Origin of the sequence: Sphingobacterium siyangense (assembly GCF_007830445.1) — a bacterium.
Classification (GTDB): domain Bacteria; phylum Bacteroidota; class Bacteroidia; order Sphingobacteriales; family Sphingobacteriaceae; genus Sphingobacterium; species Sphingobacterium siyangense.
Map to the genome: position 1 here is coordinate 383,579 of NZ_VLKR01000001.1, position 13,196 is coordinate 396,774.

Sequence of the window (13,196 nt, forward strand, 5' to 3'; positions counted from 1 at the left end):
ACATTAAAAAATGGAAAAAATATTGGTACTCTGCACCGGCAACAGTTGCCGCAGCCAAATTGCAGAAGGATTTTTAAGACATTTCGCAGGTAGCCGAGCCGAGGTTTATAGCGCCGGTATAGAAACGCATGGCGTTAACCCTAAAGCCATTCAGGTTATGGCTGAAGCCGGCATTGATATCTCATCCCACACCTCTAATCATGTCAATGAGTATGCGGCAATAGACTTTGACTATGTAATTACGGTCTGTGATAATGCCAAAGAGAGTTGTCCATATTTTCCTTCAAGGGCTAAAAAACTACATTACAATTTCCCAGACCCGGCAAAAGCTACCGGGACGGAGGAAGAAGTTATGAATGAATTCAGAAGGGTACGTGATCTTATCAAAACATACAGTGCTGAATTTGTAGCGGAAAATCTCGATAAATAAACATACCCACTAACAAAAAAATATGTCAGCCAACAACTGCGCCCCAGCACATGAAAGGAAAAAACTGAGTTTCCTCGACCGATACCTTACCTTATGGATTTTCCTGGCGATGGCAATCGGAGTATCTATTGGATTCCTTTTCCCGTCTTCATCTGATTTTATCAATTCTTTCTCGAGCGGCACCACCAATATTCCACTTGCCATTGGCCTGATCCTGATGATGTATCCACCACTTGCCAAGGTGAAATATGAAAATATGGGCAACGTATTTAAGGACACAAAGATACTGGGGACTTCCCTACTCCTGAACTGGATCATAGGGCCTATTTTAATGTTTATCCTGGCGATTGTATTTCTTCGGGGCTATCCCGAATATATGATCGGCCTTATTCTTATCGGGCTAGCCCGCTGCATTGCAATGGTCGTTGTATGGAATGAGCTAGCGGAAGGAAACCGCGAGTATGCTGCAGGACTCATCGCCCTCAATAGCATTTTTCAGGTTTTATTGTACAGTGTCTATGCTTATATCTTTATCACCGTTCTGCCTCAAGTATTTGGGATGAAAGGTCTTGATGTCAATATTTCGATCGGTCAGATTGCGGAAAGTGTCGGAATTTATTTGGGTATTCCCTTTGCAATGGGCATAATCAGCCGTTATGGCCTGATTAAGTTAAATGGAGAAGAATGGTTCCAAAGCAAATTTGTGCCGCTGATCTCTCCCATCACCTTAATCGCATTATTATTTACAATTGTAGTCATGTTCAGCCTGAAAGGTGAACTGATCGTTCAGATTCCTATGGACGTTGTCAGAATTGCGGGTCCTTTGGTGATCTATTTTGCCATTATGTTCCTGGTGAGCTTTTTTATCGGTAAACGAATGGGCGCAGATTATTCCAAAAATGCAGCCATTTCCTTTACAGCTTCTGGTAATAATTTTGAGTTAGCTATTGCAGTTGCTATTGGCGTCTTCGGCATCAACAGTGGCCAGGCATTTGCCGGCGTCATCGGTCCGCTCGTGGAAGTACCCGCATTGATTGCCTTAGTCAATGTAGCTTTCTGGTTAAGAAAGAAATATTACAAAGGCCAGGTGGTAGCCCAAGAAAATTATTTATTCCCGGAAAATTGATAAATTAGTTGATATGTTCCATTCAGCTCATTCTCGCAGGCACTGGCCTACACTCTTGCTGTCCGTACTCTTCTCCTTAAATGGCTTAGATCTCAGCGCACAGTTGTTTCATCAGGACAGCCTAAAATTAATAGCCCGACAGTTTGCCTTTACCGAAGGGCCGGCAGTGGACAAGGCCGGGGACATCTATTTTACCGACCAGCCCAATAACAAAATCTGGAAATATAGCACCAAAGGGCAACTTTCGCTTTTTAAAGATTCTGCAGGCCGCGCAAATGGATTGTACTTTAACCATCAGGGTCAGCTCCTTGCCTGTGCCGACGAAAAGAACGAAATCTGGTCAATCAGCAAAGATGGTCAGGTTACCGTCCTGCTGACAGCTATCGACGGAAGGAAACTGAATGGTCCAAATGACCTTTGGGCAGACAAGAAAGGTGGCATCTACTTTACAGACCCCTTTTATCTGCGCGATTATTGGACCCGGAAAAAGCCAGAAATAGCGGGGCAAAAAGTCTACTACCTTCCGCCAGGAAAAGCGAAAAAACCCATCGTAGTAGCTGATGATGTAAGCAAACCGAACGGCATTGTCGGCTCGCCCGATGGAAGATACCTCTATGTCGCAGATATCGAACGGAATAAAACGTACAGGTACACCATTGAATCTGACGGCAAGCTCAGCGGACAGACAGCGCTTATCGATCAGGGATCTGACGGGATGACATTGGACCATCACGGAAATATTTATCTGACAGGCAAAGGCGTTTTTATTTATAGTCCGAAAGGCCTGCTGATCGGCCATATTGAAGTAAATGAACCATGGACATCCAATGTCTGTTTTGGAGGTAAAGATCGTACGGTTTTATTTATCACCGCTTCAACAGCCATCTATAGGATCCCCATGCATACCCAGGGAGTGGATTAATACCAAAGAAAGAAAAAAACAATCACCTGATATTTCGTAACTTGCCATACACCGCAGCATTTTAAAATGGACTGTTTCCAATGTTATTTTTTTCAATTATCAGCACAGATGTCCCCTTTTGTAATGCTCGATCGTTTGATGGTAAATACTAAAATTTAAAAACGATGAAAGAATTTATGCTAATCTTCAGACTAAAGGCCAGCGCTGATTTCAAGCCTTCTCCAGCACAAATGCAGGAGCGTATGAACTGGCTGGCCAGTATCGCTGCTCAGGAAAAATTGGTGGATAAGGGAAAAACACTTTTACCGACGATCGACAGTGGACGACATATATCCGCTGATCAAGTAGTTACCGACGGCCCCTTTACCGAATTAAAGGAATACGTCAGTGGCTTTATTGTGGTGCGGACCGAAAACATTGATGAAGCTGTAGAAATTGCCAAACAGAATCCAATATTTAAAATTGGAGGAAGTATTGAAGTGCGTGAGCTCCTAAAATCCTAATTCCGTTGGAAAAGCCTACATCAACAGCTGAGTTGATACCAGGTCTGTTTCGCGACCTATATTCCAAAATGACGGCTGTATTATGCCGTCATTTTGGATTGTCCGACATCCAGCTTGCGGAAGATATTGCGAGCGATACATTTTTAAAAGCTTCGGAAGTCTGGCCGATTACCGGCATCCCAGCAAACCCACAGGCCTGGCTCTACACTGTCGCCAAAAACAAGGTAAAAGATTACTTTAAACATAAGGCTGTCTTTGAACTTAAAGTCAAAGACAATATCTTAAAGGAACTGAATAAAAAGACGCTGCCAGACGACATAGACCAACGTACCATTAGCGACAGCCAATTGGCGATGCTATTTGCCATCTGTGACCCGATAATACCCATAGCGGGACAGATTAGTTTAGCATTGCAGATCTTATGCGGATTTAGTATCCTAGAGGTCGCCCAGGCGCTGCTCACAAATAAAGAAACCATTAAGAAGCGCATATTTAGAGCAAAAACAGCCTTAAGGGATAGCAAATTTGAACTAAAAGAATTATCCGATAGCCAAATAAGCGCTCGCCTAGCCGCAGTATTGAAAACGATATATCTTCTTTTCAACGAAGGATATTATGCTCAACATGAAAATCACATCATTCGAAAAGAACTATGCATGGAGGCCATACGATTAGCTCTCCTATTGACAGCACATGAAACAACCAACCTGCCACAGACCAACGCTTTAATAGCGTTGATGTGTTACCAAAGCTCGCGGCTTGATGCCCGAATGGATAAGGATGGGGCAATCGTACTTTTTGAACAACAGGATGTGCAACAATGGGATAGCGATATGATCGATCAAGGTAATTTCTATATGGTACAGGCGACCGATACGCAGGAAACCTCCAAATACCATATCGAAGCAGCCATCGCTTATTGGCACACCGTGGTGGATAACCAATCGAAATGGGAATACATTTTAAAATTTTATAATCAGTTGATTCTGATCGAATACTCGCCTGTGACGGCCCTCAACCGGGCATTTGCCTATGCCAAGGTCTATGGGGCGGAGGCGGGTATCGAGGAAACAAAAAAGCTTAATCTCATTAAAATGTCCCATTATTTTGGATTACTGGGCTACCTCTATCGGGATCTTGACCAAGCCGAAGCAATTGATAACTACACTAAAGCGCTGAATTTAGCTTCTTCATTAACTGAACAGGATGTTTACCAAAAACAAATCCTTGCAATCCGGTGATAATCGATACCAGATCCCAAAGCAAAAGACTTGGGATCTGGGCTAAAAACAACGGTTAAGGTATCAGCTTTATTCCCTTGTTTTGACCTTAGTGTGGAAAGTCAGCCAATATCGCGTTGTAATCGGGTGAAAAATTAGGGAAGGCCGTACCTTCTATCCGATAAGTCTGGATTTTCGTTATCCCAACATATGTTCGGAAGACAGCAGTTAAATAATCCGCGATGTAGTCTTGTACCGGCGATGAACTTTGCGTTCCACCGGAAGCAATAGCCAAATAGACATCTTTATCCGCGATAAGTCCAACACGATTACCCGTGCCATCATACGTATAGGTAACACCAAAACGAACCAGTTGATCGATCCATGCTTTAAGGTGCGCAGAAATGCCGAAATTATGCATTGGCGTACTGATGACGAGCATGTCTGCCGCATTAATTCGCTCAATTAAATCATTCGCATAGGCCAATGACTTAATCGAACAATAATCTGGCGTATCTACTGGAGTATAAAATCCCTGAACCATCTCATGGGTATACAAAGGCGGAGGTGTATCAACCAGATCCCATGTGATCACGGAGATTGAGCCGTATTTTTTTCTGATACGATCGATAATTTCTTTGCCCAAATTTGTGCTATAGGAGCTGTCTGCTCTTGCACTTGATGTAATGTGTAAAATGGTCTTCATTCGTTTTAACTATTTTACGACTTAACGACCAAGAAAAACAAAAGGGGACACTCCATTCTTCGAAATAACACCCAATCCGAACATCACTCTCGTTCCGATTACCCAATTCAACCTTAACGATGTACCAATCGCGCTCTCTTCTTACATTCCATTATCCGCACTTACCTGTGCCTTATAGCGATCAATCTTTTGGTAAACTTTGTTAAAAAACATTTTCTTGTCCCGTGTTCCGGCCGTATTTAACAACCTGGAATTTTTGAGCTGATGCTGATAGAAATTGAAAGCGTGTCGACAGCTGTCTTTATCATTGGTAATGAAATAGCCCAGCATCGTATGCGGAACGAATAATGACTTTCTGTCGTTATTTCCAACAAGGACATTATTGTTTAAAATCAATAGCTCATGGTAGTACAGCTGGTACTGGTCATTGTTTGGCACACAACTTTTCTCCAGTGAAAACAGCAGTTCTTTAAGCTGCTCACAGAGCATCTTTCCGTTTTCGGCGGTCAGTAAGCCGGCCTGGGAAAAATAGATGATCTGCTGGAGTGTACTGTTAATTGTGGTATCATTCCAGATCTCTTTCACCCGGATGGACGAATAATAATCGTAAAGCTTCTGCCCCCTACTATCGATGGGTGTTTTCGACAAAAAAGATTCGAAAGACAACTCCAAACCGTCTGGACTCAATAAATTGAGCCATACATATTTTTTGAATATAGACAAAAGCCCTGTATTGATGGTATAAAAGATCGGAATATCCTTTGCCGAGTAATACAGGTAAGTCTGAAGATTGGGTTCAAACTCCGTTAACGATTTAAACGAATGCTCCAGATAATTTGAAAGATCATTAAAGGACTGGATTTCCGCTGTTTTTTTTACTAAGATGTGATCACTTTGCTGAAATAGCTTATCCAAAGAAATTGAAAAGCGATTTGCAAGCTGCACCGTCTCTCCTATTGAAAATTTGCTCTTCATTGAAATTCTGCGGTGCGCCGCATCATAACTAATATCAAGCGCGTCTGCAATCACCTCAATAAGAGATTTCGAGGGATCAATTTTTCGCTGTATTTCCTGAATCAACTTTTCCTGATACATAAGCCAACTATTTTTTTGCGATAATCACAAAAATAAAAATTTATATTATTGTTTCCCACAATTTTAACTGCGATTATCACAATAACTTTGGAAGACAATACACATTTATTTTATTAAAAGCCAGCTATGAAAACCGTATTAAATAAACAAGAGGAATTCGCAAGCCGATTCCCGATCTTGACAGACACCCGTCTATCGCCATCGCTCTTCCATGGCAACATTGAAAACTTCATCGGCATGAGTCAAATCCCTACAGGGGTCATCAGCCCCCTTAAAGTTCATGGCACTTCAGCCAACGGAAATTACCATATTCCCCTTGCCACAACTGAGGGTGCATTGGTTGCATCCTATCACCGCGGATCTAAAGCCTGTTTGCTCGCTGGCGGGATTACATCGATCTGTCTGCAAGAAGGGGTTCAGAGAAGCCCCGTATTCAAATTTGAGAACATCAAGGATTTAAGTCTTTTTGTTTCCTGGTTCCTCGCAGAGAAAGAAAACTTTCAGGAAATCGTCAAACGCACAAGCAGATTTGCTAAGTTAACCGATACCCGCATACAGATTGAAGGCAACCATTTAACCATATCCTTTGAATATTTCACTGCCGATGCGGCCGGCCAGAATATGGTTACCATCTGCACAGAGGCCATCTGCCGGTTTATGATTGACTCTTGTCCTATTAAGCCAAGTCACTGGTTTATTGAGGGAAACAGCTCGGGAGACAAAAAAGCGACCGCCGCGGCTTTCAATCATGTCAGGGGTAAAAAGGTAACAGCTGAAATAACATTACCGGCCAACATCGTGTCCGAAATCCTTAAAACTTCAGCCGAGCTGATGGATCGCTATTGGCGTACGTCCACCATGGGTGTTATCCAAAGTGGAGCTATAGGTGCACAGGGGCATTATGCCAATGGATTGGCCGCTTTGTTTTTGGCAACAGGTCAGGATGTCGCCTGTGTCGCCGAAGCGGCAACGGGTATCACGCGAATGGAGCAGAATAAAGACGGATCACTCTATGCAGCCGTGACTTTACCCAATCTTATTGTCGGCACTATCGGTGGTGGAACAGCACTTCCGACCCAAAGAGAGTGCCTGGAAATGATGGACTGTTATGGCGAAGGGAAGGCCATAAAATATGCCGAAATAGCTGCAGCCCTTGCACTCGCAGGAGAATTATCTATTGCCGCGGCCCTTTCGGCAGGTCATTTTACACAGGCACATCAAAAATTAGGCAGAAAAAAATCACTATAAAATGGAAACTAAAAAAGAAAACAGATGGAATGTGCCCAATGCACTTTCCGCCTACCGCATACTGGCATTACCCTTTATCAGCTATGCCCTTTTAACGGCAGACAGGGATCTCTTTATCCTATTGCTGTCCATCAACCTGATTAGCGATATCCTCGATGGATTAATCGCCAGGCTATTTAACCTTCAGACGGAATTTGGCGCCAAAATAGATTCGATCGCAGATATCGGAACATACCTCATGGCATTCATCGGGATGATAACATTGGAAAAAGAATTTGTAATGGCCTATAAAATCGAATTTATCCTACTTATTGCCCTGTGGATTGTTCCCCAGATCTATGCTCTTATCCGATTTAAACGCTTTCCCAGCTTCCATTTATGGTCCTATAAATTAACGGGCTATCTCCAGGGCATATTTATCTTTAGCTATTTTGTATTCGGATTTAACAGTTTTTATTTCCACCTGATGCTAACCGTAAGTTATTTGGCCTACCTGGAAGAATTGGTCCTCGTGATTATTCTCCCGAAGCTGCAATCCAATCTGAAAAGTATATTCCTTATCCAATTACAAAAAAAAGCTTGATTATGTATGTATTGATGGCGAATATAGTGTTGTTATTTTTTGGCATCGGGGCATTGGTCACAGGCTATCTCAATAAGAATAGTCAAGTTGCGCAAGCCAGAGAACGCTGGTTAAAACTGGGTTTTTACTTTCTGATTTTAATCCTTGTCTTTTTTTCCATTTATACGGACTATGTCAGACTTTTGGCTATTTGCATTGGAATAGTCGGTTTTTACGAAATTGTCAAGGCCCACCTAAATTCAGAACGACCGCTGCTATTCTTATGTCCTGTAGTGGTCCTTTATCTCGCTCTTATAGCGGCGTTTATAAACTTCGGGCATAGGGCATCGACAGAAAAGGTTTGTTTTATGTATTTTATGGTGGTGATTTTTGATGGATTCAGCCAGCTCTGCGGTCAATTATTCGGCAAAAGAAAACTTATTCCCTCGGTTAGTCCCAATAAAACTGTTGAAGGTCTAATTGGCGCTTTGGTCATTGCCACTGGCACCAGCCTTTTCCTCTTTCCATCCATCGACCTGTCCATCACGCAAACTTTAAAGACCGCCCTTTTTATTTGCTTTTCCGCATTGCTGGGCGATCTATTGGCTTCGTGGTACAAACGAAGCTGTCAAATTAAAGATTACGGCACCCTCATTCCAGGGCATGGCGGAATACTGGATCGATTTGACAGCTTTATATTCAGCGGAGCCATGTACGGACTAATTTATCTTTAAAAACAACATCATGAAAAACGATTTAGAGAACATGCTCCTATTAGGCACCCTTTTCTTGCTGCTATTCGGACTTGCTGAACTATTGTATCAACAGTTTAAGGTCAAAGCTGAGTTTACCCGAAAACTCGTCCATGTAGGTACGGGGATAATCTGCATGTCATTTCCGATTTTGATCAGCAGCCACTGGTCTGTTTTCATCCTATGCGGATTGTTCACTTTGATTTTATTGCTGTCCATCAAGTTCGATTTATTGAAATCTATCCATGCAATCGACCGAAAATCTGTCGGTAGCCTGGCCTATCCTGCGGCAGTCTATCTTTGCTTTCTCGCACAGGTATTGTTGGACAAAGGGTCTATTTTTTATTATTTGCCCTTGCTCACCTTGGCAATATGTGATCCGATGGCAGCATTATCTGGCAAAAAATGGCCTTATGGTTCTTACCGCCTATTCGGTGCGCGAAAAACACTACTAGGGTCCGCAGTGTTCTTTGTATGCGCTTTGATTACCGTGATTGTAATTGGACACTATATGCAAGAGCCAAGCCTGCACATGAGCGAAATCACCATGATATGTACCCTGGCTCTCGTCGTGACCATAGCCGAAGCATGTAGCAAAGACGGTTACGACAATATAAGCATTCCGGTCAGTAGCATGCTCAGTCTGTATATTCTATTTCCCTGATAACGAACAGTCCAGAAATCTTAATTTCGTTTGCAAAGTTATTGAATACGAATTCTTTGGCTATATTTATGCTATCATTGTTAGATCTATATGAAATCAACTCCTTTAAAAGTTATTGTTTTTTTCATTCTCACGATACAATTCTGTTTCGGCCAAACTTCTCAGGACTCGATTTTAAGCAGCAACCCTTTGAAAACTTCGCTGGATAGCTTAGTTCAACGGTCGGCAGAACACTATCTACAATCTCCGATTACCGTTGACCTATCAATCGGAATAATAACAGGCGATTTAGCACAGCAATACCATTTTCGGTTTAGGTTCCATTGCAAAAACGTTCGTCGGCATAATGCTTGCGCAGGCCGTCATCGAAAAGAAAGTAAATCTGAATGATGATATCCGAAAATATTTGCCTGGGGATTATCCAAATTTGCAGTATAAGGGGCATCCTGTTCGACTGGTAGATCTGGCAAACCATACTTCAGCCCTACCTTCGATGTCGAGAAATTATGATGATAAATATCTCGATAGCATCACCAAATTGCCCCACAAAGCATTTCGGGAGTTTTACCGTGTTTATACCGCCGACAGCATGTTCCGGGATATGCACAAATTTGTGCTTGATACGGTTCCTGGCACAAAATTCCACTACAATGGAAATGCGATGATGGTGTTGATTGCCCTATTGGAACGCGTTTATCATAAACCCTACAACGATCTGGTAACATCATATTTAACAGATCAACTGGGTATGAAGGATACAAAACCACAACTCTTAGCAAAGGATGAGCGGAGGCTCATCGCCGGTCATGACGAACGTGACAAAATCTTGCCCTTTATTCCAGACTATGGTTACAGAGCTGCTCCCTCCATGTTTTCAACACTCGGTGATATGCTCAAGTATGCATCCGCTAATCTAAAGAACAACCATGCAGCCATTGCACTAAGTCATAAAACTACGTTTACAAGGCCCGACGGTATGCACATGGGATTGGGTTGGATGATGGATAAGGAGGAAAATGGTATCTCCTACCTTATGCACACGGGGCGCGACGGTTGTGGCTTCACTGTACTATGCTACCTATACCCCGAAAAGAATACCGCTATTATCATCCTTGCAAACGATAGTAGCGGCCAGGACAGATTAGCGGAACTGAAGGATAACATCAGACGAACTTGGCTTACCGAATAGCTAGCGTCGCCGTCCGGCAACAAATTTGTGCAGTTTTGCTTTTACCTCCTTGCCGGAGCCAATAATAACAACCATAAACCCGCCAAGGATGGCCAGGGCAATGCCGCATTATTTGGCAGTCCGATGGGTATAGCCCTGTGGTCAGACCAGTATATTGTCGTCTGTGATAACGACTACAACAACCATTATTATAGTATCCGGGTTGTCAATAGCTATGGTGTAGTGACCACCATTGCTGGTGGCAACAACCCGACCAACAGCAGCAAAGACGGTATCGGAAAAGCAGCACAGTTCAATGGCGCCAATGTCATTGCAGTGTTTTTATCCGTCCGCTTTGGGTTTTCTTTTCGCCGATTATTTTATATTTTTGTACATCTTCCAGCAATAATCTAATTTAGTCGGGAACAACCATTATGCAGTTTAACTTCGCCTTTGATTCCAGTCCGTTTAAAACCCTGATCGCTTTTCATAAGATTATACCATCCTTTGAAGCAGCGGCCCTATCGCCGGTTGGCTTTCAGGCCAGCTATGCCCGATCGCTGCTGGAAGAAATCAGCAAATACCCCGAACTTATCGATGGGGTCGAAAAAGCAGAAGACCTGCTGCGCTATGAGCCTATTATCAAGGTGCTGCTGGCCGACCTGTTCCCGAGCTCACTGACACATAATGAGATCAAGGCCGTCACCATTCCCTTCCATCTCTATACGTTCAACCATACCGCAAGACTGGAAAAAATATTAGCGGATGCCGGCGATCACTATGAATTTAGCCTTCGTGATATCTCGCCCGATACCTATTATATTCTCAATTGCTGCGTTATCATCAGCCAGTATTATGGGTTTAAGGTGGATGCCATGGATGCTCCCCTCTTTTTGGATATTCCAGACAAGGATAATATCATCCATCATTACCGCGTCCTATTCAATGCCGATTTTATCGATGTCCTTCCGACAGAACGGGCACTCGATCTTACGGTTGAAGATATTACCGAACTGGTCGACAACTTTTCGGATATTGCCCTATGGAAGTCCAAATTCCCCGAGCAGAGCTGGATCCTGAAAGGTTTTTCCATTATGACGCTTTTTGATGCGACCATTGAAAATGCGGTATCCAGCTTCAAGAGCAATCTGCTGCGCGAAAAAAGCGCTGTCCAGCTGGCAGAAATAGAAAGCATTTTCCGGTCGATTTATAAAATAAATGATCTGCGCATCGGATTGACCTCCTTTGAAAAGGTCAGGAACGAGTACAACTTACGGATTGTCGAAAAACAGCTGTACAGTCATCTGCTTTACGACTCGACGATCGAGGAATGTGAAAACATGCTCTGCAGCGAGACCTTGGAGAACCTGCTCACCAAGGACGAATATTTTGTTGTACCGGATATTGACAAGCTGTCGCTGGATGATCCAAAGCAGGCCTATTTTATCAACAAGCTCAAGCAGCAACAGGTGAAGAGCTTTATTTTTGTTCCCCTCGTCGAAGGCGACAAAGTGCTGGGTCTACTGGAAATGTCCTCATCCAAGGTGCGGGAACTCAATTCGGTCAATGCCAACAAGCTCAACTTCATCTTGCCCTTTATCAAAGATAAAGTATCGAAAGCCTTTGCCGAAACTGAAAATCAGATCGAAGCGGTGATCCAAAAGGAATATACCGCTATACACCCGAGTGTTAAATGGCGGTTTCAGGAAGAAGCCATGCATTTCCTCAACGACCGCGCCTTTGGAAAAGACTATGCCCTGCAGGAAATCGTCTTTGACCATGTTTATCCGCTCTATGGGCAGATCGACGTACAGGGCTCCTCAGAATCCCGCAATCAGGCCATCCGTCAGGACCTCATCAATCAGAGCAAGGAACTGATCGCATTGTTCACGGCGATCAACCAAACGCAGCGATTACCGCTCTTTGAGCAAAAGGTCTTCGATCTGGAAAGAAACCTGACTACGCTGCAGCAAGCGCTGCTGACCGATACGGAACAGCTTATGCTCGATTATTTTAACCAGGATATTCACCCTATTCTAGAAAATTTCAGGAAAAACAACAAAAATAGCGTCGCCACCGAAGCCATCGACCGCTATTTTGAGCGAATCAACCTCTCTATCGGCGGTTTTTATGAGGCCCGACAGGATTATGACAACTCCATCACGCTGATCAATAAAAAGCTGGTGGCCATCCTCGACGAAAAGCAGGTGGAAGCCCAAGAATACTTTCCACATTACTACGAGCGCTACAAGACAGACGGTATCGAGCACAACATGTATATCGGGGCCTCCATCGCTCCCGGTCGGAATTTTGAGCTCTACTACCTACGCAATTTACGGCTGTGGCAGCTGCAGGTGATGTGCGCGATGGAACGCGAGTTTAGGCAGCTCCAGCCCGCCCTTCCGCATCAGCTGGAAGTGACCTCATTGGTACTGGTCTTTGCCACCCCCATTTCCATCCGCTTTCGCATGGACGAGAAGCAGTTTGATATCGATGGATCCTATAATGTACGCTACGAGATTGCCAAGAAACGCATTGATAAAGCCAAGATCAAGGGCTCGACGGAGCGCATCACACAAAAAGGCAAACTGGTTGTTGTCTACTCCAATGTACATGAAGAAACAGAATATATGGGATACATCAACCTACTACAGCACAAAGGATTACTCGACGAAAATATCGAGCAGTTTGAGGTGGAAGATCTGCAGGGACTGGTTGGCCTGAAAGCGATCCGTGTGGGATTCAATTTTCAAGATTTGCACTAAAGTAATTCCTGGTGTTCCATCAGGTAGGCCAAGAA

Annotated in this window: 14 protein-coding genes; 12 read left to right on the top strand and 2 right to left on the bottom strand. The window is 43.5% G+C overall.

What is annotated here, in order from left to right; all coding sequences use genetic code 11:
• Nucleotides 1-10 precede the first annotated feature (10 nt).
• The 5 genes from IQ31_RS01700 (at nt 11) to IQ31_RS01720 (ending at nt 4,222) form a co-directional block, all read left to right on the top strand.
• On the top strand, nt 11-430 hold the full coding sequence (locus IQ31_RS01700; RefSeq protein WP_075992911.1) for an arsenate reductase ArsC: 420 nt from the start codon (nt 11-13) through the stop codon (nt 428-430).
• Nucleotides 431-452: 22 nt separating this feature from the next.
• Entirely contained in the window at nt 453-1,556 is a 1,104-nt protein-coding gene (gene arsB / locus IQ31_RS01705; protein ID WP_145326911.1) for an ACR3 family arsenite efflux transporter, read from the top strand.
• 13 nt (nt 1,557-1,569) lie between these two features.
• Nucleotides 1,570-2,478 (top strand): SMP-30/gluconolactonase/LRE family protein, encoded by a 909-nt coding sequence (locus tag IQ31_RS01710; protein ID WP_145326912.1) that lies wholly within the window; start codon nt 1,570-1,572, stop codon nt 2,476-2,478.
• Nucleotides 2,479-2,642: 164 nt separating this feature from the next.
• Nucleotides 2,643-2,981: a YciI family protein gene (locus IQ31_RS01715; RefSeq protein WP_145326913.1), complete on the top strand. Its 339-nt coding sequence runs from the start codon at nt 2,643-2,645 to the stop codon at nt 2,979-2,981.
• A gap of 5 nt (nt 2,982-2,986) precedes the next feature.
• On the top strand, nt 2,987-4,222 hold the full coding sequence (locus IQ31_RS01720; protein WP_235032732.1) for an RNA polymerase sigma factor: 1,236 nt from the start codon (nt 2,987-2,989) through the stop codon (nt 4,220-4,222).
• 88 nt (nt 4,223-4,310) lie between these two features.
• Here IQ31_RS01720 and IQ31_RS01725 read toward each other — a convergent pair whose 3' ends face one another.
• Both IQ31_RS01725 and IQ31_RS01730 read right to left on the bottom strand, forming a co-directional pair.
• Complete coding sequence (locus tag IQ31_RS01725; protein WP_145326914.1) at nt 4,311-4,907, bottom strand: FMN-dependent NADH-azoreductase; 597 nt, start codon at nt 4,905-4,907, stop codon at nt 4,311-4,313.
• Between the two features lie 141 nt (nt 4,908-5,048).
• Nucleotides 5,049-6,002, bottom strand: coding sequence for a hypothetical protein (locus IQ31_RS01730; RefSeq protein ID WP_145326915.1), 954 nt, complete (start codon nt 6,000-6,002; stop codon nt 5,049-5,051).
• 126 nt (nt 6,003-6,128) lie between these two features.
• On the opposite strand from IQ31_RS01730, the gene IQ31_RS01735 reads away from it, so the two are divergent.
• From IQ31_RS01735 to IQ31_RS01765, 7 genes are all read left to right on the top strand, one after another.
• Nucleotides 6,129-7,250: a hydroxymethylglutaryl-CoA reductase gene (locus IQ31_RS01735; protein ID WP_145326916.1), complete on the top strand. Its 1,122-nt coding sequence runs from the start codon at nt 6,129-6,131 to the stop codon at nt 7,248-7,250.
• Between the two features lies 1 nt (nt 7,251).
• A complete protein-coding gene (locus IQ31_RS01740; RefSeq protein ID WP_145326917.1) occupies nt 7,252-7,833 on the top strand; it encodes a CDP-alcohol phosphatidyltransferase family protein in 582 nt (193 codons plus the stop codon).
• A 2-nt stretch (nt 7,834-7,835) separates the two neighbouring features.
• Nucleotides 7,836-8,546 carry a phosphatidate cytidylyltransferase gene (locus IQ31_RS01745; RefSeq protein WP_145326918.1) on the top strand — a complete coding sequence of 237 codons (711 nt, stop codon included), beginning with the start codon at nt 7,836-7,838 and terminating at the stop codon, nt 8,544-8,546.
• Between the two features lie 10 nt (nt 8,547-8,556).
• On the top strand, nt 8,557-9,228 hold the full coding sequence (locus IQ31_RS01750; RefSeq protein ID WP_145326919.1) for a diacylglycerol/polyprenol kinase family protein: 672 nt from the start codon (nt 8,557-8,559) through the stop codon (nt 9,226-9,228).
• Between the two features lie 304 nt (nt 9,229-9,532).
• A complete protein-coding gene (locus tag IQ31_RS01755; RefSeq protein ID WP_145326920.1) occupies nt 9,533-10,417 on the top strand; it encodes a serine hydrolase domain-containing protein in 885 nt (294 codons plus the stop codon).
• 27 nt (nt 10,418-10,444) lie between these two features.
• A complete protein-coding gene (locus IQ31_RS01760; RefSeq protein WP_145326921.1) occupies nt 10,445-10,810 on the top strand; it encodes an NHL repeat-containing protein in 366 nt (121 codons plus the stop codon).
• A 20-nt stretch (nt 10,811-10,830) separates the two neighbouring features.
• The gene (locus IQ31_RS01765; protein ID WP_145326922.1) at nt 10,831-13,161 is read left to right on the top strand and encodes a GAF domain-containing protein; all 2,331 of its coding nucleotides are present in this window, start codon (nt 10,831-10,833) and stop codon (nt 13,159-13,161) included.
• Nucleotides 13,162-13,196: the final 35 nt, after the last annotated feature.

Excerpts from the sequence above, each read along its gene's own strand:
- IQ31_RS01730 (WP_145326915.1), bottom strand. The coding sequence starts at position 6,002 with ATGTATCAGGAAAAGTTGATTCAGGAAATACAGCGAAAAATTGATCCC.
- IQ31_RS01765 (WP_145326922.1), top strand. The coding sequence starts at position 10,831 with ATGCAGTTTAACTTCGCCTTTGATTCCAGTCCGTTTAAAACCCTGATC.
- IQ31_RS01700 (WP_075992911.1), top strand. The coding sequence starts at position 11 with ATGGAAAAAATATTGGTACTCTGCACCGGCAACAGTTGCCGCAGCCAA.
- IQ31_RS01750 (WP_145326919.1), top strand. The coding sequence starts at position 8,557 with ATGAAAAACGATTTAGAGAACATGCTCCTATTAGGCACCCTTTTCTTG.
- IQ31_RS01725 (WP_145326914.1), bottom strand. The coding sequence starts at position 4,907 with ATGAAGACCATTTTACACATTACATCAAGTGCAAGAGCAGACAGCTCC.
- IQ31_RS01735 (WP_145326916.1), top strand. The coding sequence starts at position 6,129 with ATGAAAACCGTATTAAATAAACAAGAGGAATTCGCAAGCCGATTCCCG.
- IQ31_RS01710 (WP_145326912.1), top strand. The coding sequence starts at position 1,570 with ATGTTCCATTCAGCTCATTCTCGCAGGCACTGGCCTACACTCTTGCTG.
- IQ31_RS01745 (WP_145326918.1), top strand. The coding sequence starts at position 7,836 with ATGTATGTATTGATGGCGAATATAGTGTTGTTATTTTTTGGCATCGGG.
- IQ31_RS01715 (WP_145326913.1), top strand. The coding sequence starts at position 2,643 with ATGAAAGAATTTATGCTAATCTTCAGACTAAAGGCCAGCGCTGATTTC.
- IQ31_RS01740 (WP_145326917.1), top strand. The coding sequence starts at position 7,252 with ATGGAAACTAAAAAAGAAAACAGATGGAATGTGCCCAATGCACTTTCC.
- arsB (WP_145326911.1), top strand. The coding sequence starts at position 453 with ATGTCAGCCAACAACTGCGCCCCAGCACATGAAAGGAAAAAACTGAGT.